The sequence below is a fragment of the Acidovorax sp. SUPP950 genome (genome assembly GCF_030158935.1).
GTDB lineage: Bacteria > Pseudomonadota > Gammaproteobacteria > Burkholderiales > Burkholderiaceae_C > Paracidovorax.
In genome coordinates, this window is the sequence record NZ_BQXE01000003.1 from 33,790 (window position 1) to 56,126 (window position 22,337).

General features: G+C 69.9%; 21 protein-coding genes. 9 read left to right on the plus strand and 12 right to left on the minus strand.

Going from position 1 to position 22,337, the window contains the following annotated elements:
• Positions 1–11: 11 nt before the first annotated feature.
• The 3 genes from AVME950_RS13930 to AVME950_RS13940 all read right to left on the minus strand — a co-directional run bounded on the left by AVME950_RS13930 (position 12) and on the right by AVME950_RS13940 (position 1,742).
• Positions 12–590, minus strand: a complete 579-nt coding sequence (locus AVME950_RS13930; RefSeq protein WP_284430277.1) for a hypothetical protein — start codon at positions 588–590, stop codon at positions 12–14.
• 100 nt (positions 591–690) lie between these two features.
• Entirely contained in the window at positions 691–909 is a 219-nt protein-coding gene (locus AVME950_RS13935; RefSeq protein ID WP_272565861.1) for a CsbD family protein, read from the minus strand.
• A gap of 209 nt (positions 910–1,118) precedes the next feature.
• Positions 1,119–1,742 carry a phosphoadenosine phosphosulfate reductase domain-containing protein gene (locus AVME950_RS13940; RefSeq protein ID WP_272565862.1) on the minus strand — a complete coding sequence of 208 codons (624 nt, stop codon included), beginning with the start codon at positions 1,740–1,742 and terminating at the stop codon, positions 1,119–1,121.
• Between the two features lie 184 nt (positions 1,743–1,926).
• On the opposite strand from AVME950_RS13940, the gene AVME950_RS13945 reads away from it, so the two are divergent.
• From AVME950_RS13945 to AVME950_RS13955, 3 genes are all read left to right on the plus strand, one after another.
• Positions 1,927–2,478 (plus strand): RNA polymerase sigma factor, encoded by a 552-nt coding sequence (locus AVME950_RS13945; protein ID WP_284430278.1) that lies wholly within the window; start codon positions 1,927–1,929, stop codon positions 2,476–2,478.
• A complete protein-coding gene (locus AVME950_RS13950) occupies positions 2,465–3,457 on the plus strand; it encodes a FecR family protein (protein WP_284430279.1) in 993 nt (330 codons plus the stop codon). The genes AVME950_RS13945 and AVME950_RS13950 overlap by 14 nt, the downstream gene beginning before the upstream one ends.
• A 208-nt stretch (positions 3,458–3,665) precedes the next feature.
• A complete protein-coding gene (locus AVME950_RS13955; RefSeq protein WP_284430280.1) occupies positions 3,666–6,065 on the plus strand; it encodes a TonB-dependent siderophore receptor in 2,400 nt (799 codons plus the stop codon).
• Positions 6,066–6,116: 51 nt separating this feature from the next.
• Here the strand turns inward: AVME950_RS13955 and AVME950_RS13960 are convergent, their stop codons facing one another.
• From AVME950_RS13960 to AVME950_RS13975, 4 genes are read right to left on the minus strand one after another with little or no spacing between them, the layout of a single operon-like run.
• A complete protein-coding gene (locus tag AVME950_RS13960; protein ID WP_284430281.1) occupies positions 6,117–6,794 on the minus strand; it encodes an ABC-type transport auxiliary lipoprotein family protein in 678 nt (225 codons plus the stop codon).
• A gap of 11 nt (positions 6,795–6,805) precedes the next feature.
• The gene (locus tag AVME950_RS13965) at positions 6,806–7,786 is read right to left on the minus strand and encodes an MlaD family protein (protein WP_284407833.1); all 981 of its coding nucleotides are present in this window, start codon (positions 7,784–7,786) and stop codon (positions 6,806–6,808) included.
• Positions 7,786–8,643 carry an ABC transporter ATP-binding protein gene (locus tag AVME950_RS13970; RefSeq protein WP_272549709.1) on the minus strand — a complete coding sequence of 286 codons (858 nt, stop codon included), beginning with the start codon at positions 8,641–8,643 and terminating at the stop codon, positions 7,786–7,788. The genes AVME950_RS13965 and AVME950_RS13970 overlap by 1 nt, the downstream gene beginning before the upstream one ends.
• Before the next feature lie 4 nt (positions 8,644–8,647).
• A complete protein-coding gene (locus AVME950_RS13975; protein ID WP_284410588.1) occupies positions 8,648–9,778 on the minus strand; it encodes an MlaE family ABC transporter permease in 1,131 nt (376 codons plus the stop codon).
• 257 nt (positions 9,779–10,035) lie between these two features.
• Between AVME950_RS13975 and AVME950_RS13980 the strand changes: the two genes are divergently transcribed.
• Complete coding sequence (locus AVME950_RS13980) at positions 10,036–11,748, plus strand: GMC family oxidoreductase (protein ID WP_284430282.1); 1,713 nt, start codon at positions 10,036–10,038, stop codon at positions 11,746–11,748.
• Positions 11,749–11,772: 24 nt separating this feature from the next.
• Here AVME950_RS13980 and AVME950_RS13985 read toward each other — a convergent pair whose 3' ends face one another.
• Positions 11,773–12,747 carry a hypothetical protein gene (locus AVME950_RS13985; protein WP_284430283.1) on the minus strand — a complete coding sequence of 325 codons (975 nt, stop codon included), beginning with the start codon at positions 12,745–12,747 and terminating at the stop codon, positions 11,773–11,775.
• Positions 12,748–13,161: 414 nt separating this feature from the next.
• On the opposite strand from AVME950_RS13985, the gene AVME950_RS13990 reads away from it, so the two are divergent.
• The 5 genes from AVME950_RS13990 to AVME950_RS14010 all read left to right on the plus strand — a co-directional run bounded on the left by AVME950_RS13990 (position 13,162) and on the right by AVME950_RS14010 (position 17,447).
• Positions 13,162–13,920 carry a sulfite exporter TauE/SafE family protein gene (locus AVME950_RS13990; protein WP_284394620.1) on the plus strand — a complete coding sequence of 253 codons (759 nt, stop codon included), beginning with the start codon at positions 13,162–13,164 and terminating at the stop codon, positions 13,918–13,920.
• Positions 13,921–14,123: 203 nt separating this feature from the next.
• Positions 14,124–14,888, plus strand: a complete 765-nt coding sequence (locus AVME950_RS13995; protein ID WP_272565884.1) for an ABC transporter substrate-binding protein — start codon at positions 14,124–14,126, stop codon at positions 14,886–14,888.
• Between the two features lie 33 nt (positions 14,889–14,921).
• On the plus strand, positions 14,922–15,704 hold the full coding sequence (locus tag AVME950_RS14000) for an amino acid ABC transporter permease (RefSeq protein WP_284430284.1): 783 nt from the start codon (positions 14,922–14,924) through the stop codon (positions 15,702–15,704).
• Complete coding sequence (locus AVME950_RS14005) at positions 15,701–16,444, plus strand: amino acid ABC transporter ATP-binding protein (RefSeq protein WP_284394622.1); 744 nt, start codon at positions 15,701–15,703, stop codon at positions 16,442–16,444. The genes AVME950_RS14000 and AVME950_RS14005 overlap by 4 nt, the downstream gene beginning before the upstream one ends.
• 88 nt (positions 16,445–16,532) lie before the next feature.
• Positions 16,533–17,447 carry a DMT family transporter gene (locus AVME950_RS14010; protein WP_284430285.1) on the plus strand — a complete coding sequence of 305 codons (915 nt, stop codon included), beginning with the start codon at positions 16,533–16,535 and terminating at the stop codon, positions 17,445–17,447.
• Between the two features lie 15 nt (positions 17,448–17,462).
• On the opposite strand, the gene mrdA is transcribed toward AVME950_RS14010, so the two are convergent.
• The 4 genes from mrdA to AVME950_RS14030 all read right to left on the minus strand — a co-directional run bounded on the left by mrdA (position 17,463) and on the right by AVME950_RS14030 (position 22,175).
• Positions 17,463–19,403: a penicillin-binding protein 2 gene (gene mrdA / locus AVME950_RS14015; RefSeq protein WP_284430286.1), complete on the minus strand. Its 1,941-nt coding sequence runs from the start codon at positions 19,401–19,403 to the stop codon at positions 17,463–17,465.
• A 46-nt stretch (positions 19,404–19,449) separates the two neighbouring features.
• Complete coding sequence (mreD, locus tag AVME950_RS14020; RefSeq protein ID WP_272565890.1) at positions 19,450–19,968, minus strand: rod shape-determining protein MreD; 519 nt, start codon at positions 19,966–19,968, stop codon at positions 19,450–19,452.
• Between the two features lie 64 nt (positions 19,969–20,032).
• On the minus strand, positions 20,033–20,950 hold the full coding sequence (gene mreC / locus AVME950_RS14025; protein WP_272565891.1) for a rod shape-determining protein MreC: 918 nt from the start codon (positions 20,948–20,950) through the stop codon (positions 20,033–20,035).
• Between the two features lie 181 nt (positions 20,951–21,131).
• Positions 21,132–22,175, minus strand: coding sequence for a rod shape-determining protein (locus AVME950_RS14030; RefSeq protein ID WP_092745880.1), 1,044 nt, complete (start codon positions 22,173–22,175; stop codon positions 21,132–21,134).
• Positions 22,176–22,337: the final 162 nt, after the last annotated feature.

The window sequence follows — 22,337 nt, forward strand, 5'->3', positions numbered from 1 at the left end:
CATAACCTGTTTTACTGGTTGTAGACGCGCTTCAGATCGGCAACGCACTTGTCCTTGACGTCACCGTTCATGGCATCGCAACGCTCCTTGGCGGCCTTGTACTCGGCTTCGCGCTTTTCTTCAGCGGCGTCCTTCTTCACTTCGGCGACCTTGGCGTCCTTCTTGGCCATGTTGTCCGAAGGCTTGGCCTGGGCGCGAGCCACCTTGGCGTCTTCCTTGGCCTTCACGTGGGCGGCCTTGGCATCCTTCACGCAGACGTCCTTGGCATTGCCTTGCTGGTCATCGCACTTTTCCTTGGCGACGTCGTAGGCGGCGTCAGCGCGGGCTTCGTTCACCTTGTAGGTGGCCTTGTCGCTGGGCTTGTACTGGGCTTCCAGTTCGGCCTTGGCGACCTTCTCGGCACCCTTGGCTTCCTTCATGCAGACGTCCTTGGCGTTGGCCGTCATGCTGTCGCACTTCTGCTTGTTCATCTTGTAGTCGGCAGAGATGCGGTCCTTGGCGGCGCTGTGCTCTTCCTTGGTCATGGCCATGCCGCTGGTGGCGAGAAGGCCGGCGGCCACGATGGCCAGAAGATTGCGTGCGTGTTTCATATTTTTCTCCTCAATGTCTGTAGGGGGGTGCGGTTGTCGATTTGCCTTGTGGCAGCACGGCGAACACCGCTGGTTTTTAAAAGTGGGAAAGGCCCGGGATTTACTTGTCGAAACGGAATTCGGGGTGGCGGTCTTGCCAGGACTTCAGTTCCTTCTCGGCGGCATCCTTGGCCAGACCCTGGCGCTCTTGCAGCTTGCCCAGGAACTGGTCGCGCTTGCCGGCTGCCACGTCAAGATCGTCGTCCGTCAGCTTGCCCCATTGCTCCTTGATCTTGCCGGTGAATTGCTTCCAGTTTCCCTTGACGGTGTCTTCATTCATGGCACAAGTCCTCTTGGTTATTCGCTTCAGCCCTCCACTCCGAGACGGTTTGGAACCCTGGCTGGATGCGATGGACGAACTGTAAAAGTGCCCCCTCGGGGCAGGCGTAGTCATCCGGGGGCAGCACGCGTCAGCCCAGGCCTACGGTTGACAAGGACAAAAAAAAGGGGCGTGCAGTGCACGCCCCTTTCGGCTATGAGCCCATGCGCTCAGTGCGCCAGATGCAGCCCGCATTCGCGGTTGTCCTCGCCCTTCGTCGGGTCCACGTAGTCGAAGTTGTTGGGCAGTTGGTGGGCCACGAGGTATTCGTACAGGTCCTTGGACGACCAGTGCAGCAGCGGTGCGACCTTGAGCAGGCCGTCGGGGTTGATGCTCACCGGGTCCATCTGCGCGCGCACGGCCGTGTCGGTGGCGCGCAGCGCGGTGAACCACACTTGCGGCGCGGTCTCGCGCAGCGCGCGGGCGAAGGGCTCGAGCTTGACCTCTTCGGTGAAAGCGGCATGCCGCGGATCGTCGAGCGCGGGCACCGGGCCTTCGACAGCCTCGCGGTGGGCGCGCGAGCGGCGTGGCAGGTAGATCGACAGATTCAGGCCAAGCTGCCGGGTCACCTCGTCGGCGAACTGGTAAGTGGCCTCGGTGTTGTAGCCGTTGTCCATCCACACCACCGGCACATCGGGCCGGGCCCGCGTGACCATGTGCAGGATGACGGCCTCGAACGGCCGGAAATTGGTGGTGACGATGGTGGGCCGGCCCAGCCCCACGGCCCAGTCCACGAGGCCCTGGGCGTCCTTGCCGAGTTCGGCGTTGATTCTTGCGAGGTCGATGCTGCTCATTCCATGCTCCAACGGGACCGGGCGCGAGCGGCCCGGTGGGACGGGCGATTGTGCCTTTTGCGCCGCAGGGCCGCAGCCGGCCGGCCACGCGCCCCTGCCGCCCGGCGGGGCACCGGAGCGCCGCAGTACGGCAAAAATACAACAATAAGAATCATTCCCATTCTCTTTTTATAATCGGCGTTCCATGCCGCACCCCGCCTCGCTTCCTCCGCCGCCCGAGCCCCTGCTGGCCGCCCTGGTGAAGCACTACGAAGACCTGGTGGGGTCGCTGCGGCACCGCTTCGGGGACGAGTGCTTTCCGCGCGAGATCGTGAACGACCTGTGCGTGCGGCTGCTCGAGCGCCCGGTGCCCGGCGAGATCGCCAACCCGCTCGCGTTCCTGCGCTGCGTGGCGCGGGACTTGGCCATCGACCGCTACCGCGCCCAGGCCCGGCGCCGCGAGACGGCGCACGAGCACCCCGAGGCGAACGCCCCCGTCCCTTCGGCAGCGCCGCTGTCGCCGCCCGAACTGGCGCTGGCCGCCCACCAGCGCCAGCGGGCGCTGCTGGCCGCCATCGAGCAGTTGCCGCAGGCCAGCCGCGAGGCGTTCATCCTCACCAAGCTCTACGGCATGCCGCAGGACGAGGCCGCCCGGCGCATGGGTGTCTCGCGCGGGATGGTGGCCCGGCACCTGGCGCGCGCCCTTCGCGACGTGGAGCCGGTGCTGATCGAGGGCACCGGCCATGCCGCCCGCTGAATCCGCTGCGGCGCCGGCCGCCCGTGCAGCCGGCGCCGGCAACCCTTCCGTGCGCGGCGCGGGCCGCCGCGCCCACTTGCCCATCGACGACGCCCTGGCGCCGTTCGCCGACCTGCTGCGCCAGCACCTGCCCACGCCCGAAGACATCGAGCAGGCGGCGGCCCTGCGCCGCGAGCGACGCCGGCGTCCCGCGAAAGCCCGCGCGGCGGGCGCGGCCACGGCATTGGCAGTGGCCGCGCTGGCGGGGGTGCTGTGGGCCGATCCGGTGCTGCACCGCGAATCGCTGGCCACCGCCGTGGGCGAGCGGCAGGCCCGGCCGCTGGCCGACGGCAGCACGGTGCGCCTGAACAGCAACACCCGGGTGGAGGTGGCCCTGCACCTGCGCTCGCGCCGCCTGACGCTGGGGCACGGCGAGGCCGCCTTCGAAGTCGCCCACGCGCCCTGGCACGCCTGGGCGCCCTGGCTGCAGCGCCCGTTCACCGTGCAGGCGGGCGCGGTGGCGGTGGAGGACATCGGCACCGTCTTCAACATCCGCCGCGACGGAACGGCTGCGGCCGGCGACGCGGCCCATGCGGGCGCCGACATCACCGTGCAGCAGGGCAGCGTGCGCGTGCACGCCGGGACTGGCACGGCGCCGGTGGTGCTGCACGCGGGCCAGGCGCTGCACACCCGGCCGGGCACGGCCTGGCCCGCCCCGGAGGAAGAGGACACCGCCCGCGTCGCCGCGTGGCAGGCCGGCCGGCTGCGGCTGGACGCCACGCCGCTGGCCGACGCCGTGGCCGAGATGCAGCGCCACCGCCGCGCGCCCATCACGCTGGCCGACGGGCACGCCGCGGCGCTGCGCATCTCGGGGGAGTTCGACCTGGACCGCATCGACCAGCTGATCGACCTGCTGCCGCGCCTGGCCCCGGTGCGGGTGGACCGCCATGCGGACGGCAGCGTGGTGATCGGCCTGCGCACAGCACATCAAAAACCATAGCAGGATGCCGGCGCATTGATTGCGGTGGCGCCCGTTTCGATGCCCAGTGCCCGGTCTCCGGCCGAAGGGCCGCCGCTGGCCATTCATTGATTTGGATCGGCGACGTGTACAAACCCGCCCGCTGCATCGGCTCACAGGGGGACGGGCGCCCCCTGCCCGCCCGCCGTCCCCTTTTTGTGTCTTGACCGATTTCTTTCCAGGAGCCTCCATGCCGATCCCCCAACACCGCCGCCCGCCACACCGCGCCCGCTGGGCCGCGCTGGCCGCCGCGCTGTGCATCGCCGCCACCGCCGCCCAGGCCCAGCCCGTCGCGGTGGACCTGCCCGCCCAGCCCCTGGCGCAGTCATTGAACGCCCTGGCGCGCCAGAGCGGCGTGCAGATCGTGTTCGTCACCGACATCGCCCAGGGCCAGCAGGCGCCGGCGGTGCGGGGCACGCTGGAGGTGCGCGACGCGCTGCAGCGCCTGGTCGCCGGCACCGGGCTGGTGGTGCGCGCGCAGGATGCCCGCACCTTCACGGTGGAGCGCGCGGGCACCGCCCCCGCCGGTGGCACCCCGGGGGCCGCAGGCGCGGCGGCTGGCGCCACGATGAGCGAGGTGCGCGTGCAGGCGGCGCGTGGCGAGGACACGGCCTACAACGCCGCTTCGTCCGCCAGCGGCACCAAGACCGAGGCCCCGCTGCGCGACGTGCCGCAGACCATCGATGTGGTGCCGCAGCAGGTGATCCGCGACCAGGGCGCGACCTCGATGCAGGACACCCTGCGCAACGTGGCGGGCGTGGGCCTGTCGCATGGCGACGGCCAGCGCGACCAGGTCAGCATCCGCGGCTTTACCAGCATCGGCGACCAGTTCGTGGACGGCTTTCGCGACGACGCGCTGTATTTCCGCGACCTGTCCAACATCGAGCGGGTGGAGGTGGTGAAGGGCCCCGCCGCCGTGCTGTATGGGCGCGGCTCGTCCGGCGGCCTGGTCAACCGCGTGACGAAAAAGCCCGGCACGGACGTGTCCGACATCGCCCTGAGCGTGGGCAGCTGGGCCGACAAGCGTGCCGAGTTCGACGTGGGCCGCGCGCCCGCGGGCAGCGACTGGTCCTGGCGCGTCACCGGCGCGGCGGAGGACGCCAACAGCTACCGCAGCCAGCAGTTCCTGGAGCGCCAGGCCATCGCCCCTTCGGTGCTGTGGAAGCCCGACGGCGCCACTTCGCTCATGCTGCAGGCCGACTACCTGCACGACAAGCGCGTGACCGACTTCGGCATCCCGGCCTACCAGGGCCGCCCGGTCAACGTGCCCGCGGGCACCTACTTCGGCTCGGCCAATGCGCGCGATGCGGACACGTCCGAATCCACGGTCAGCTCGTTCACCGCCACGTTCAGCCACCGCTTTTCCGACACGCTGCGCGTGCGCAACGCCCTGCGCTACTACCACTACGACCTGGACCGCCAGAACACCCTGCCCGCGGGCACCACGAACGAGGCCGCGGGCACCGTGGCGCTCACGCGCTCGGGCGTGGACCGGCGCGAGCGCGGCGTGTTCAACCAGACCGAGCTGATCCAGAACCTGCGCACCGGCAGCGTCGCGCACGAGGTGCTTTACGGCCTGGAGCTGGGCCAGCAGAACAAGGATGCGGTCTCGTTCACCGGCGGCACGCTGGGCAACGTGAACCTGTGGAACCCGGTGCTGCCGGTGGCGCCGCTCAACGGCGGCGGGGCCGTGTCGGCCAGCGCGCTGAACCGCTACCTGACACGCGCGTTCTACGTGCAGGACCAGATCACGCTGTCGCCCGAGTGGAAGGTGCTGGCCGGCCTGCGCTACGACCGCTTCGGCCAGGAAACCGACAACCGCCTGGCGGGCCAGAGCGACTTCGAGCGCACGGACACCACCTGGAGCCCGCGCGCGGGCCTGGTGTGGCAGCCCACGGCGGCACAGTCGTACTACGTGTCGGTGAGCCGTTCCTACCAGCCCTCGGCCGAGATGTTCGCACTGTCGGCCACCAACACGGCCATCCAGCCCGAGCAGACGACCAACTACGAAGTGGGTGCCAAGCTCGACCTGCTGGACGGCCGCGCCACGGCCACGGCCTCCCTGTTCCAGCTGGAGCGCACCGACATCAAGACCACCGACCCGGCACAGCCCACCCGGCTGATCCCCATCGGCACGCAGCGCACGCGCGGGCTGGAGCTGTCGCTGGCGGGCGAACTGGCGGCGGGCCTGCAGGCCACGCTGAGCTACGCGCTGCTGGACACGCGCATCACCCGCTCCACGGCCACCGACGCCGGCCAGGCGGTGCAGGGCAAACGCGCCACGATCACGCCGCGCAACGCGTTCTCGGCGTGGCTCACGCAGCGCCTGGGCGACGACTGGAGCGTGGGCGGCGGCATCAACTACGTGGGTGACCGCTTCGCCAACCCGGGCAACACGGTGACCTTGCCGTCGTACGTGGTGGTGGACGCGATGGCGCAGTACCGCATCGGCAAGGCGACCACGGTGCAGCTGAACCTGCGCAACCTGTTCGACCGCAACTACATCGTCTCGGCCCACGGCAGCAGCCCCAACCTGAACCTGCCGGGCGCGCCGCGCAATGCGACGCTGACGCTGCGGCACAGCTTCTGACCGGGCGGGCGCCGCGGGCGCGGCGCCGGTAGCGGGCCGAAACGAGACGGGTCAGCGCCCCATCTGCTCCAGCCACTGCCCGATGTCCTGCGCGGCCTGGGCCGTGGCGTCGGCCAGGGCGCGGGTGCCGCCGGGCGCATCGGCCGTGGCGGCGGGGCGCTGGACCAGGAACACGCGCTGGGCCAGCAGCTTCTCGCCGGCCGGCGTGGACTCGGCGATGGATACGCGCAGCCGCACCAGTCCCACGCTGGTGGCCGGGGCGCTGAACACGTGGCTGAACTCCTCGATCTCCAGGCGCAGAATGGCCGGCAGGGCGCCGCCCTCCAGGATCTGCGCGGCGCCTTCGTCGCCCGTCAGCACGGCGCGGCGCAGGCCCAGCTGGTCGCGCACGGCCTTTTGCACCAGCTGCGCGGGCGGCTGGCTCCAGCGCGCCTGGTTGTAGGGGCGCAGGCGGCGCGCGTCGTCGTAGGCCAGGCGGTACAGCACGGCGGTGCTGCCCTCGACCGGGCCAGTGGTGGTCACGTCGGCCAGGGCCAGGGGAGGCAGCGGCGCGCGGCGGTCCGAGGGCGCGGCCTCCATCAGGCCGGGGCCGAAGTCGTAGACCTCGGCGCGAACGGGCGGTGCGGGCAGCGCCGAGCAGCCGGCCAGCAGGGCGGCGAATGCCAGGCCAAAAACGGCTCCAGCACAATGAAAACGCCGGCGTTTAGCTATCATTTTAATAGTATCCATGGCAAGCCCTCTCAAGGTTTGGCGGCAGCAGGCGCCTCGAAGCCGGGCTCGCCCGGCCCGCCGGCGGCGGTGCCCGATCCGTAGATGAGCGACTGCGGGTTGTCGCTGATGGTGCTGGCGGTGCGGCCCAGGCGGCGCACGGCGCGCGAGGTCTCGTCGGCGGCGTGGTTCAGGCGCGGCAGCGTGACGCGGCCGAAGCGGTCGGCAGCGGTGGCCAGCGACTTGGAGCCTTCGGCGATCTGGTCGATGGGGCCGCCTTCGGCGCTCAGCTGCTTGACGGCGGCGCCCACTTCGTTGGCCGCGGCGGAGGCGCTGCTGCCGGCCTGGCGCAGCGCCTGCAGGGTCTCGCGCGCATCGCTGGCCACGCCGGGCACGGCGGCCAGCGCGGGGTCGAGCCGCTGCACCACGGTGGTGTCCAGGCGCTTCATCAGCGCGCTGGCGTTGCCGGCGGCCTGGCCCAGGTTGTCGATGGCGGTGGCGATGCGCTTTTGGTTGTCGTCGCTCAGCAGGTCGTTGATGCGGCCCGTGGCCTCTTCCACCTGCGAGAGGATGGCGGGCCCCTGCTCGGCCAGCTGGCCGAACGGCGAGGTCTTGAGGGGCAGGCGCGGCAGGCCGCTCGATCCCTTGGGCAGCGGCGGCTCGGCCTGCTGGCCGTCGTCCAGCAGCACGTGGGCCAGGCCCGTCACGCCCTGGTAGCCCAGCACGGCGAAGGTGGCCGGGGTGATGGGCGCCTGGTCGCTCACGGCGATGCGGATCAGCACGTTGCCGGCCACGTCGGGATCGAAGCCGATGCGCACCACCTTGCCCACCGCCACGCCCTTGTAGCGCACGGCGGCCTGCGGCTGCAGCCCGCCCACGCTCTGCTTGCTGGACAGCTCGTAGAGCTGGTAGCTGGTGTTGTCGCGCGTGAGCCACAGGCCCAGGCCCGCCAGCAGGGCCGCCACGACGACCACGAAGATGCCCGCAGCGAGGGCGTGGGACTTGTTTTCCATCAGGCGTCCTTGGTCGAGGGCGAAGCCGGTGCGGGCGCCATGGCGCGCCGGCCGCGTTCGCCGAGAAAGAAATGTTGAATGAACGGGTGGTCGAAGTGCACGACCTCCTGCGGGGGGCCGGAGACGATGACCTTCTTTTCGGCCAGCACGGCCACGCGCGTGCTGAGCGCGAACAGCGTGTCCAGGTCGTGCGTGACCATCACCACGGTCAGGCCCAGGGCGGCGCGCAGTTCGCGCAGCAGTTCGCAGAAATCGTCGGAGCTGTTGGGGTCCAGGCCCGCGGTGGGCTCGTCCAGCAGCAGCAGGGGCGGGTCCATGATGAGCGCGCGCGCCAGGGCCACGCGCTTGATCATGCCGCCCGACAGGTCGGCCGGCATGCGCGTGGCGTGTTCGGGCTTCAGCCCCACCATCTGCAGCTTGACCATGGCCGCATCGCAGACCAGATCGCCCGGCAGCGTGCCCTGCTCGCGCAGCGCGAAGGCCACGTTGTCGAGCACGTTGAAGGCGGAAAACAGCGCGCCCTGCTGGAACAGCATGCCCACGCGGCTGGCGGCGCCGGCGCGGCCCATCTCGGCGGCGGGGCGGCCCAGCACCGTCACCTCGCCCTTGGCGGGCCGCGTGAGGCCCAGCATCTGGCGCAGCAGCACGGTCTTGCCCGTGCCCGAGCCGCCCACCAGGGCCAGCATTTCGCCGCGGCGCACGGTGAGGTCGAGGTTCTCGTGCACAGCGAAGGCCTCCTTGCCCTTGCCGAACACGGTGGACAGCCCCTTGATCTCGACCACCGGCGGCGCGTCGGCGGGCGGGGCCTGCGGCGCGGTGTGCGCGGCGGGGGCGGGGATGAGCGAGGTGTCGTCCATGGCGTCAGATCCCGAGGTTCTTGAACGCGATGGCGAACAGCGCGTCCACGATGATCACCATGGTGATGGAGCTCACCACCGAGGCCGTCGTGCCCTCGCCCAGGCTCTGCGTGTTGGGCTTGACGCGCAGGCCCCAGTGGCAGCCGATGAGCGCGATGGACACGCCGAACACCACCGACTTGGCCACCGCCATCACCAGGTTGGGAAAGCTCACCGCGTTGGGCAGCGCCTGCACGAAGTAGGCGGGCGACACGCCCAGCGCGAGGTCGGCCGCGAGCATGCCGCCGGCCAGCGCGCACAGCGTGGTCCACACGGCGATCAGCGGCATGGCCACGGCCAGCGCCACGGCGCGCGGCATGACGAGGCGAAAGCCGTGCGGAATGCCCATGACGCGCATGGCGTCGAGTTCCTCGGTCACGCGCATCACGCCGATCTGCGCCGTGATGGCCGAGCCCGAGCGCCCTGCCACGAGGATGGCCGCGAGCATGGGCCCCAGCTCGCGGATCAATGAAATGCCCAGGATGTTGACGATGAACGACTCGGCGCCGAACTGCCGCAGCTGCAGCGACATCAGGTACGCCAGCACCACGCCGATGAGAAAGCCCACGATGGCCGTGATGGGCATCGCCGTGGCGCCCATGCGGTACAGGTGGCCCGACATGTCGCGCCAGGGCGCGCGGCGCGGCGAGCGGGCGGCCCGGAAGATGTCGATGAAGAGCTGCCCCACCAGTTCGAGCAGGTGGCGCATGTGGGACAGGGCGTGCAGCACCTGCACGCCAAGCCGGTCCACCTGCTCGGCCAGCCGCCAGGGTGTGTCGGGCGGGCGGGTGGTGCTGAATTCGGCCACGCGCTCGAGCATGTCGCGCTGGCTGTCGTCGAGCGCCAGCCGCTCGGGCCAGTCGCGGCCCCAGTGGTTCCACAGCAGTTGCGCGCCCACGTGGTCCAGCCATTGCAGGCTGCGCAGGTCCCAGCCGATGGCCGGGCCGCCCCGCGTTTCGGACAGCTGGGCCGACAGCGCGCGCCAGTGGCGGCGCGTGCCCAGTTCCGCCGCACCCCAGCGGCCGTGCAACACCGCACAGGGGCCGTCGGGCGTGTCGTCTCGGGTGATGCGGGGCTGGCTGTCGTCTTCGGTCATGGAGGGGGGCGGGAGAAGCTGTGCATGGTAGCGGAGCGGAAGGGCCCGGGCGCGTCAGCGCAGAACGCGTCCCTGCGCAGGGCACGGGCCGCGTGAATTATGATCAAAACGCCCTCCAGCACAATATCTTCTAGGGCATATAGCTACAAAAATAATAGCAATCGGCTGTTTCCCTATCGACAGCGGCACGGCGCTACGCACAATGGACCGGCACTGCCGCAATGCCCCGGGAACGTGTTCAACGTCCAACAGCCTCCATGAGCGACACCACTTTCGACTACATCATCATCGGCGGCGGCACGGCCGGCGCCCTGCTGTGCAACCGCCTGAGCGCCGGCGGCCGCCACCGCGTGCTGCTCATCGAGGCCGGCCGCAAGGACGACTACCACTGGATCCACATCCCGGTCGGCTACCTGTACTGCATCGGCAACCCGCGCACCGACTGGCTGTACCACACCGAGCCCGACGCGGGCCTGAACGGCCGCAGCCTGCGCTACCCGCGCGGCAAGACGCTGGGCGGCTGCAGCAGCATCAACGGCATGATCTACATGCGCGGCCAGGCGCGCGACTACGACCAGTGGGCCGAGATCACGGGCGACGACGCCTGGCGCTGGGAACACGCCCTGCCCTATTTCCGCCGCCACGAGGACCACTGGCGCCTGGACCAGCCCGCGTCCGCGACCGAGGCCTTCAAGCGCCTGCACGGCAGCAAGACCACCGGCAGCACCGGCGAGTGGCGCGTGGAAAAGCAGCGCCTGCGCTGGGACGTGCTGGACGCCTTCGCCCAGGCGGCGCAGCAGGCCGGCATTCCCGCCACCGACGATTTCAACGGCGGCGACAACGAAGGCGTGGGCTACTTCGAGGTCAACCAGAAGGCCGGCTGGCGCTGGAACACCGCCAAGGCCTTCCTGCGCCCCACCTGCTACGGGCGGCCCAACTTCGAGATGTGGACCGCCGCGCAGGCCACCCGGCTGCTGATCGACACCCAGCCCGACGGCTCGCGCCGCTGCACCGGCGTGCAGGTGTGGACCGGCGAGGAGATGGTCACCGCCCACGCCACGCGCGAGGTGGTGCTGAGCGCGGGCGCGGTCAACTCGCCGCAGCTGCTGCAGCTGTCGGGCATCGGCCCGGCGGCGCTGCTGCGCCAGCACGGCATCGACGTGGTGCACGACCTGCCCGGCGTGGGCGCCAACCTGCAGGACCACCTGCAGATCCGCGCGGTGTTCAAGGTGAACGGCGTGCCCACGCTCAACATGCTGGCCGGCAGTTGGCTGGGCAAGGCGAAGATCGGGCTCGAATACGCCTTCAAGCGCAGCGGGCCCATGAGCATGGCGCCGTCGCAGCTGGGCGCCTTCACGCGCAGCTCGCCCGACCAGGCCCACCCCAACCTCGAATACCACGTGCAGCCGCTGTCGCTGGAGGCCTTCGGCGAGCCGCTGCACGCCTTTCCCGCCTTCACCGCCAGCGTGTGCAACCTGAACCCCACCAGCCGGGGCACCGTGCACATCAAGGGCCCCGACTTCCGCACCGCGCCGGCCATCGCGCCCAACTACCTGAGCACGCCCGAGGACCGCCAGGTCGCCGCCGACAGCCTGCGCGTGACGCGCCGCATCGTCGCCCAGCCGGCGCTGGCGCCCTACCGGCCCGAGGAATGGAAGCCCGGCGTGCAGTTCGAGACCGACGAGGACCTGGCGCGGCTGGCCGGCGACATCGCCACCACCATCTTCCACCCCGTGGGCACGACGCGCATGGGCCGCGACGGCGACCCGATGGCGGTGCTGGATTCGCAGTTGCGCGTGCGCGGCATCGACGGCCTGCGCGTGGTGGATGCGGGCGCCATGCCCACCATCACCAGCGGCAACACCAACTCGCCCACGCTGATGCTGGCCGAGAAGGCCGCCGAATGGATCCGGCAGGCGGCGCGGGCCGAGGCGCCCGGGGCCGAAGCGGTGGCCGCCGCAGCGCGCTGATCTCCTGGCAGCCAGGGGCCGGGCTCAGCCGCGCTCCGGATCGGCCAGCGGCTCGCGGTGCGGCTGCGCCGTCTTCGCCCAGACCGCCCCCACCGCTGCGGCCGAGCCCGCGAGCCACAGGGCGGAAGACGCCGTCTGCAGCCGCACGGCCTGCCCGGCATCGCGGCCCGATGCCTGGACGGCTGCCGCGCTCAAGCCGGCCGCGGCCAGGTTGGCGATGCCGCTCACGCCCTGCAGCAGCCCCGTGGCCGCATGGGTGGCCCCCGTGCCCACGGCGCCGAGCGCCATCGCCGCGCCGCTCGCGGCCCAGGCACCGGCGGAGCCGTAGGCGATCGCGCGCTGCGCCGGCCCCAGCGTGAAGGGGGCGGCGGCGCTCAGCCCGCCCGCCACCACGGCGAAGGCGTTCGCCCCGGTGGTCCAGGCGCGGTACGGCACGTTGCCGACCTCGCCCACCATTGCAGCGCCCGCCCACAGGCTGCCGCTGACCGCCGCCGTGGCCTGCGCGGCGCGGGGCACGGCGGCCAGCCGGGCCGACGCCAGGGACAGCGCCGCCGCGGCGGCATCCACCACCGGGGCGCTCCAGGCCGACGCGGTGCGCACCGCGCTCCAGGGCGATCCGGACGGCCGTGGCGCGGCGGTTTCGGCGGTTTCAGCGGTTTCAGCGGCTTCGGTGGGTACGGTGGGTACGGTGGCAACATGTTCCGGGGCGCCGATCCGCTCCACCGCCGGGCCGGCGGGCCGGTCCGTTTCCACCCTGCTGGCGCCCAGCGCCGCCGGTGCCGAGGCGGCCCGGGGCAGCAGCGCGGCACGGGGCGGCAGGCTCGCACCCGGCTGCGGGGCCGGCGATGCACCGCGGGCCCGCAGGCCGGCCGGGGCGGAAGCGGTTCGGCGCAGCGCAGGCGCGGTGGCAGGGAACGCCGGCCACTCGGGGGCGGTCGCGCGGTGGGCAGCCAGGGCCGCCGGCGCGGAGAGGGTGCGGCGAAGCGAAAGATCGGTCATGGCGAACAGGCCTTGGAGAGGAAAGCGAAACGCCCGCCGATTGAAGCAAACCGCGCATCAATGCCCCGTAAAAACCAACGGCTGCCGCGCCCGTGCTTCGCCCATCCCGCAGGTGCTTCGCCACGCTGCCCCAGAACGGGGTGCGGGAAACCACCAATGCACCAGCAGGGTGCACTCGTTACAGTTCAACCACTCGAAAACGCGCCCGTCGCGTCGAACGAGGGGACCGAGGAGACATCTCGAAGTCGAACAAACCATTCCGAGCATCCCCCTATAAGATGCCTTTTTTACAAAGCGCCGGCGACCCCGGCGCTTTTTCTTTGCCCGTTCCCTTGGCCGGTTCGCTGTGCGCCGGCACGCACGAATCGCCCCCCATTCCCCGTTCCGCCCTGCGGCAGCCCCGACAATCGGGGGATGGAATGGATCATTGTTTCTCTGGCGTCGCTGCTGGCCGGCTTCGTGGACGCCATCGTCGGGGGCGGCGGCCTCATCCTCGTGCCCGCCCTGTTCGCCACGTTTCCCAACGCACCGCCCGCCACGCTGCTGGGCACCAACAAAAGCGCCTCCATCTGGGGCACGGGCATCGCCACCTGGCAGTACAGCCGCCGCGTGCAGATGCGCTGGCAGGCGATGCTGCCGGCCGCCGCGGCGGGCTTCATCGGGGCGTTTGCCGGCGCCTGGACGGTGACGGTGATCTCGGCGGATTCGCTGCGCAAGCTGCTGCCGCTGATCCTGCTGGCCGTGCTGCTGTACACGCTGGCCCGCAAGGACCTGGGGCGCCACCACACCCCGCGCTTCGAAGGCCGGATCGAGACACGCCTGGCCTGCGCCATCGGGCTGGTGGTGGGTTTCTACGACGGCTTCTTCGGGCCGGGCACGGGCAGCTTCTTCGTCTTCCTGTTCGTGCGGCTGCTGGGCTACGACTTCCTGAACGCTTCGGTGTCGGCCAAGCTGCTGAACCTGGCCACCAACGTGGCCGCCATCATCCTGTTCGCGGCCAAGGGGCACGTGTGGTGGCACTTCGCGGTGCCGTTGGCGGTGGCCAACGTGGTGGGCAGCGTCATCGGCACGCACATGGCGCTCAAGCACGGCACGGGCTTCGTGCGCGGCATCTTCATCGTGGTGGTCAGCGCGCTCATTCTCAAGACGGGCTACGACGCCTTCCTGCGCTGAGCCTCAAAAAGTCAAAACGGGCCCGTTTTTTGCGCTCCGGCTCAGGGTTTGCGGGTGTGCATGGCCTCATGCACGCCTTTTATAATGTGGCAATCCCGTGACTGCCCGTCCCGCGGGCGGCCCACTGGCCGCTGGCTCCGGCTTCGCTAACCGCCAAGCCGGATTTTTTGTACCTGAAACCACCCTGCGCAGGAACAACAGAGATGAAGATGTTCAAGACGATCGCCACCGTAGTGGCAATGTGTGCCGCTTTTTCCGTGCAGGCCCGCACGCTGGAGGCCGTCAAGAAGGACGGCAAGATCATCATCGCCACCGAAGGCCAGTTCGCGCCCTTCAACTATTTCCAGGGCACCCAGCTCACGGGCTTCGAGATCGAAGTGGCCAACCTGGTCGCCAAGAAGATGGGCCTGAAGGTCGAATGGAAGACGCTGGGCTTCGACGCCCTGCTGACCGGCCTGGCGCAGGACCGCTGGGATGCCGTCATCGCCTCGCACGGCGTGACCGAAGAGCGCGCCAAGGCCGTCACCTTCGCCACGCCCCACTACTGCTCGGGCGGCATGATCATCGCCACCGACCCCAAGATCCGCACCGCCAAGGACCTCACCGGCAAGATCGTCGCCGTGCAGACCGGCACCAGCTACCTGGAGAACGTGCAGAAGGTCGCCGGCATCAAGGAAATGAAGAACTTCCCCACCGACGTGGACGCCCGCAGCGCGCTCACCTCCAAGCGCGTCGATGCCTGGGTGACCGACAAGTTCGTGGCCAAGGAAGTGGTCGCCAAGAACCCCAAGGCGGGCCTGAAGCTGGGCGACATGCTCTTCATCGAGAAGATCGCACCCGCAGTCTCCAAGGGCAACACCGGCCTGGCCGACGCATGGAACAAGGCCTTTGCCGAAGTGCTGGCCGATGGCAGCTACGCCGCCGTGTCCCAGAAGTACTTCAACGAAGACGTCCGCTGCGCGCCATAAGCCGCGGCGCCGGCTTCGGACCGCCTTCCTTCCATGCTCAATGCTCTGTGGCCACAGCACTGGACGCGCCAGCACCGCAGCAATGCGACGCTGGTCTCCGCCCTGCTGCTGATGGTGTTGGCGCTGGCCCTGCTGGGCCAGCTTCTTTCCTTCCTGCCTGACCCGATCGGACCGAACGCCCAGGCGTTCTCCGACGGCGCGCGCACCACGCTGTGGCTCACCCTGGTGAGCGGCAGCGTGGGCCTGGCGCTGGGCACCAGCGCTGCGCTGGCCCGCACCTCGCGCTGGATCGCGCTGCGCTGGGTCGCCGGGTTCTACATCTGGGTCATCCGCGGCACGCCGCTGCTGGTGCAGATCCTCTTCGTGTACTTCGCGCTGCCGGTGCTGGTGCCGGGGCTGAACCTGCCCGACTTCGCCGCCGCCGTGGTGGCGCTGGGCCTGAACGTGGGTGCCTACAACGCCGAGGCGGTGCGCGCCGGACTGCTGGCCGTGCCGCGCGGGCAGACCGAGGCGGCGCGGGCCCTGGGCCTGTCGCGCCTGCACGTGTTCTTCGACGTGGTGTTTCCGCAGGCCTTCAAGATCTCGCTGCCTCCCCTGGTGAGCAACTTCGTGGCGCTGCTCAAGGACTCGTCGCTGGCCTACGCCATCGGCGTGGTGGAGCTGACCAACGTGGGCAACCGCATCCAGTCGGCGACCTTCCAGCCCATCGCGACGCTCTCCACCGTGGCCATCACCTACCTGCTGCTGACCACGCTGGTCACGCAGATCTCCAACGCCGTCGAGTACCGCTTCGACGTGGAAGGACGGGCGCAATGAGCCAGGCCACGCCCTACATCGTCGCCGACTGCGTGTGCAAGTCGTTCGGCGCGCACCAGGTGCTCAAGGAGGTGTCAACCACCTTCAACACCGGCGAGGTGACGGTCATCATCGGCGCCTCGGGCTCGGGCAAGAGCACGCTGCTGCGGGCCATCAACCGGCTGGAGCCCCACGACAGCGGCCGCATCACCATCGGCGGCACCGAGGTGACGGACGACCAGCGCACGCTGCAAAAGCAGCGCAGCGAGGTCGGCATGGTGTTCCAGCAGTTCAACCTGTTCGGCCACATGAGCGTGCTGGACAACGTGACGCTGGCGCCCCGCCGCATCCACCGCACCCCGCGCGCCAAGGCCAACGAACAGGCCATGGCGCTGCTCAGGCGCGTGGGCATGCAGGACCATGCGCACAAGTACCCGTGGCAGCTGTCGGGCGGGCAGCAGCAGCGCGTGGCGATCGCCCGCGCGCTGGCCATGGCGCCCAAGGTGATGCTGTTCGACGAACCCACCTCCGCCCTCGACCCCGAGATGGTGCAGGAGGTGCTGGACGTCATGCGCGAGCTGGCCCGTGGCGGCATGACCATGATCGTGGTCACGCACGAGATGGGCTTTGCGCGCGAGGTGGCCGACCGCGTGATGTTCTTCGACCAGGGCCGCATCGCGCACGACGCGCCGCCAGCCGAGTTCTTCGGCAACCCCGCCAGCGACCGCATCCGCGCCTTCATCGGCCGCATGGGTGCGTGAACCGGGGAGGCGCACGCCTCCCCTTCCCGCCGGGCCACTGGCTTTTTCCGGCCCGCGCGCTCATCGGGTGCGCGGGCGCCTTGTCTCCATGAAACCTGAACGCCTGGGCCTGCTGGCCCTGCTGGCCGTGACCCTGGTGTGGGGCACGACCTTCCCCGCGATGAAGCTGCTGTCGGCGCACCTCGATGCGCTGCAGCTCATCTGGCTGCGCTTTGCCATCGCGCTGCTGGTGCTCGGCCCGCTGTGGCGCGGCATGCGCCGCGCCGAGGCGCGCTGGGGCCTCGCGCTCGGCCTGCTGCTGTTCCTGGCGTTCTGGCTTCAGATCGAAGGGCTGGCGCGCACCACCAGCAACCGCAATGCCTTCGTGACGGGGCTGAACGTGCTCGTGGTGCCGCTGCTGGCCATGGCCGTGCTGGGGCGGCGCTACGGCTGGCGCCTGTGGGCCGCCTGCGTGATGGCCCTGGCCGGCATGGCGCTGATGTTCCATGAGAACGACCCCTGGAACCTGGGCGATACGCTGACCTTCGCCAGCACGCTGTTCTATGCCCTGTACATCCTGGCGCTGGAAGAGTGCGCGCGCCGCACGGCCGCCGAACCCGTGCGCGCCACGCGCATGGCCGCGGCGCAGGCCACCATGATGCTGGCGGCCTCCAGCGTGCTGATCGCCGTGCGCCACGGGGGGCTGGGCAGCACGTGGGCGTCGCTTGCCACGCTCTCGGTGCCGTCGTGGATCGCCCTGGTGTACCTCGGCCTGCTGGCCAGCGTGGTGGTGGTGACGCTGCAGGCCTGGGGCCAGCAGCGCGTGGATGCGATGCGCAGCGCCATCGTGTTCGGGCTGGAGCCGGTGTTCGCCGCGCTCACCGCCTGGGTGCTGATCGACGAACGCCTGGGCATTGCCGGGGTGGCCGGCGCGGCGCTGATCGTGGCAGCGCTGATCTTCAGCCAGTGGCAGCCCGCACCGCGGCAAATCGCGGGTGCCGGCGGCGCGCAGCCCGGGAACTGACCGCGCCGGGCGGCGTCAGGGCTCGATGAGCGGCACGTCGGCCGCGCGCAGCGGCGTGCCGATGGGGGCTGCCGCCTGGCCCTTGCGCACCGCAGCCATGTCCTGCTCGTTGGGGTAGTCGCCCTGCAGCCAGTAGTCGAACACGCGCCGCGCGATGGGCGCGGCATGCGCGGCGCCGAAGCCGGCGTTCTCCACGATCACGGCCAGCGCCAGGCGCGGGTTTTCGGCCGGGGCGAAGGCGGCGAACAGCGAGTGGTCGCGCTGGTGGTCCTCCAGCGCCTTGGCGTTGTACTTGACGTTCTGCCCCAGGCTCACCGCCTGCGCCGTGCCGGTCTTGCCGGCCGAGGTGTAGGGCGCGCCCGCGAACACGCGCGTGCCGGTGCCGCCCTTGTTCACCGCGACGAGCGCATTGCGCACGATCTCCACGTTCTTCGGCGAAAAGCCCAGGTCCTGCCCCGGGGGCTGCTGCACCTCGGTGATCTGGCCCGTCACCGTGTCCTTGATGGCCTTGATGAGGTGGGGCCGATAGCGCGTGCCGCCGTTGGCCAGCGTGGCCTCCGCCAGCGCCAGCTGCAGCATGGTGAAGTTGTTGTATCCCTGCCCGATGCCCAGCGACACCGTCTCGCCCGAGTACCAGCGGCGCATCTCGGGGCGCCGGTAGGTGTTGCGCTTCCACTCGGTGCTGGGCAGCACGCCGCGCACCTCGCCGTTGATGTCGATGCCCGTGGCCTGCCCGAAGCCGAGCGGCTTCATGAAGTCGTGGATGGTGTCCACGCCCATGTCCACGGCCAGCGAATAGAAATACGTGTTGCTGGAGAACTGGATGGCGCGGTGCATGTCCACGCCGCCCAGCCCGCCCTCGTGGCTGCGGAAGGTGTGGCCGCCGTAGGTGTAGAAGCCCGGGTCGTTGTACACCTGGGTGGGCGAGCGCTTGTTCAGCTGCAGCGCCCCCAGCGCCATGAAGGGCTTGTAGGTCGAGCCCGGCGGGTAGGTGCCGCGCAGCGCGCGGTTGAGCAACGGCTTGTCGATCGACTCGTTGAGCGCCTGCCAGTTCTCGCTGTCGATGCCCTCCACGAACAGGTTCGGATCGAACGTGGGCTTGCTCACCAGCGCCACGACCTCGCCGTTGCGCGGGTCGATGGCCACCAGCGCGCCGCGCCGCTCGCCGAACATGTCCTCGATCATCTTCTGCAGCTTGATGTCGATGGACAGCATCACCGTGTTGCCAGGCGTGGCCGGGTGGCTGGCCAGCCGGCGCACGGCGTGGCCGCCGGCGGAGGTCTCCATGCGCTCCACGCCGGTCTGGCCGTGCAGGGTGCTCTCGAAGCCCTGCTCCACGCCCAGCTTGCCGATGTGGTCGGTGCCGCGGTAGTTGGCCGCGTCTTCGGAGTCGTCGATGCGCTCCTTCTCGCGCTGGTTGATGCGACCGATGTAGCCGATCGCGTGGCTGGCCACCTCGCCCATGGGGTAGTTGCGAAACAGCCGGGCCTTGATGTCCACGCCGGGAAACCGGTAGCGCTGCGCCGTGAAGCGCGCCACTTCCTCATCGGACAGGCGCGTGCGGATGGGCAGCGATTCGAAGTTGCGCGACTCGTCCATGAGCCGCTTGAACCGGCGCCGGTCACGCGGGTGGATGTCCAGCACCTTGGACAGGGCATCGATGGTGTCGTCCAGCGACTCGACCTTGGAGGGCGTGATCTCCAGCGTGTAGGCCGAATAGTTGGTGGCCAGCACCACGCCGTTGCGGTCCAGGATGAGGCCGCGGTTGGGCACGATGGGCACCACGGCCGTGCGGTTGCTCTCGGCCTGCTCGGCGAGGTCGTCGTGGCGCACCACCTGCAGGTACACCAGCCGCGCCACCACCAGGCACAGCGCCATCAACACGACCAGCGCCACCACGAACACGCGGGTGCGGAAACGCGACGCATCGGCTTCGGTGTTGCGCAGTTCGGTCATGTCGGCAAAGAAACGGTCAGATCAGGGGGCTGGCGGCGATTCGCGCTCACAGCGGGCGGTTCTCGTCGCGGTCGGGCGGACGGCGCTGCGGCGCCAGCAGTATCCAGCTGGCGAGCGGCCACAGCAAGGCCTCCAGGCACGGCGCCACCAGGCCTTCGAAGCCGGGCAGGATGCCGCCCGACACGATGCGGATCAGCAGCTCGATCGCATGGGCCGCGATGAACAGCGGAAACACCTGCAGCGCCTGCGACGGCACGCTGAACCACAGCAGGCGGCGGTGCATGTACAGGGCGCCGTACATCAGGGCGCAATAGGCCAGGGCATGCTGGCCGAGCAGCGCGGTCTGGTACACATCCATGCACAGCCCCATGGCAAAGGCCACGCCCATGCCCACGCGCTGGGGCTGGTGCACGCCCCAGAACACGAGCAGCACCATCACGAGGTCGGGCGTCCACACCACGCGCCCGAGCGGCAGCATGTTGAACGCCAGCGCCACCAGCAGGCTGCCGACGATGAACAGGGGGCGGACCGGCAGCAGCAGTTGCTGCCCGCGGGGCATGATCATGCGGACCTCCCGGGACGGGATGCGGCGGCCACGGCAGGCCCGCGGGGGCGCAGGGCAGCGCGGATCATCGGCGCCCCTTGCGCACCGGCGCGGCGGGCGCAGGCGCGGGGCGCTGCGGCAGGTCGGCCGTGAGCGGCTTGAGCACCAGCACGTGGCGCGCGCCGTTCACCTGCGCCAGCGGCGCGCAGTAGATGCGGGCGAAGGCCGAGTCGGCGCGCCGCTCCACCCGCACCACACGGGCCACGGGCAGCCCCGGCGGATACAGGCCGTCCACGCCGCTGGTGGTGAGGAGGTCGTTTTCCTGCACGTCGGCATTGCCGGGCATGAAGCGCAGCTCCATCCCGCCGCCGTGGGCGATGACCGGATCACCATAGGCCACGCTGCGCGCGCCGGTGCGCAGGTTCATCACGGGAATGGCCTGGTCGCGGTCGATGAGCAGCGTCACCTCGCTCAGGAACGGGTGCACGCGGGTGACCTGGCCCAGCATGCCGGACTCGTCCATCACCGGCGAGCCGAGTTCGACGCCCGCCACCTGGCCCTGGTCGATCATCACGCGGCGGGTGTAGGGATCGGCGGCGTCGTAGATCACCTGCGCGGCCTGCGACGGCGTCGTCAGGCGCTCGCGCAACTCCAGCAGCTTGCGCAGCCGTGCGTTCTCCTGCAAGAGCTGCTCGGCCTGGTTGGCGCGCTCGGACATCTGCGCCATGTTGCGGCGGGCCGTGTCGGCATCGGCCTGGGCCACCTGCAGCGACTGGAAGTAGCCCGCCCCCTTGGCGGCGAACTCCACCGGCTGCAGCATGGTCCACTGCAGCGGGTAGAGCGCCACGGCCACGGCCTTGCGCAGCGGATCGGTCACCTGGAACCGGGCATCCGCCACCATCAAAAACAGCGCCAGGGCGCTGTAGAGGGCAAGTCGGGAGCGCGGCGAGGGCCCTTGCTTGAAGAAGGGCGGCGCGGACCGTTCGAGCGTACCGAGGGGCATGGGCAGGCAGGCCGTGGGATCAGGCGACAACCGGCCAGGCAGCGGCCGGGGGCGGCGCCAAGTGCGCGGCAGCGGTGGCCCGCCCGCAGCCCTGCACGCCCGGCAGGGGCGGAAGGAGGACGGCCAGCGGTTGATCCATGTCTTTTTCCAGGGCCCCGGCTTCGCGCCAGGGCCGGGCGTGTCACTCGCTCGTGAAGATGCTGCCCTGGCGGTCCATGCGCTCCAGCGCAATGCCGCACCCGCGCACCACGCAGGTCAGGGGGTCTTCAGCGACCAGCACCGGCAGGCCGGTTTCCTCGGCCAGCAGGCGGTCCAGGTCGCGCAGCAGGGCGCCGCCGCCGGTGAGCATCATGCCGCGCTCGGCGATGTCGGCACCCAGTTCGGGGGGCGTTTGCTCCAGCGCGTTCTTGACGGCGGAGACGATCTGGTTGAGGGGGTCGGTGAGCGCCTCCAGCACCTCGTTGCTGGAGATGGTGAAGCTGCGCGGCACGCCTTCGCTGAGGTTGCGGCCCTTGACTTCCATCTCGCGCACTTCGGAGCCGGGAAAGGCCGAGCCGATGTTCTTCTTGATGGCCTCCGCCGTGGGCTCGCCGATCAGCATGCCGTAGTTGCGGCGGATGTAGCTGATGATGGCCTCGTCGAACTTGTCGCCGCCCACGCGGACGCTGCCCTTGTAGACCATGCCGCCCAGCGAGATCACGCCCACCTCGGTGGTGCCGCCGCCGATGTCGACCACCATGGAGCCGGAGGCTTCGGAGACCGGCAGGCCGGCGCCGATGCCGGCGGCCATGGGCTCTTCGATCAGGTACACCGCGGTGGCACCGGCGGCCTCGGCCGCATCCTTGATGGCGCGGCGCTCCACCTGGGTGGAGCCGCAGGGCACGCAGATGATGATGCGGGGGCTGGGGGTGAGCAGGGTGCGGGGGTGCACCATCTTGATGAACTGCTTGATCATCTGCTCGGTGATCACGAAATCCGCGATCACCCCGTCCTTCATCGGACGGATGGCTTCGATGTTGCCGGGCACCTTGCCCAGCATGGCCTTGGCTTCGCGGCCGACGGCCTGGATGACTTTCTTTCCGTGGGGGCCGCCTTCGTGGCGGATGGCGACGACCGAGGGTTCATCGAGCACGATGCCCTTGTCGCGGGCAAAAATCAGGGTGTTGGCGGTGCCAAGGTCAATCGCAAGGTCGGTGGAGAAGTACCGACGGAAAGCTCCGAACATTCAAAAATCCTCTCAGGCACGGCATGCACGTCGGCCTGCCATCGCCGGGTGATATTAGGGGGTGTTTATTGGATTTTTTCGCACAATGACCGGCAGTTGGGAGGGTATTGCGGCAAAGCCGGGATAATACCGCATCCCCTGTGAATAACTCCCTCCGGCATG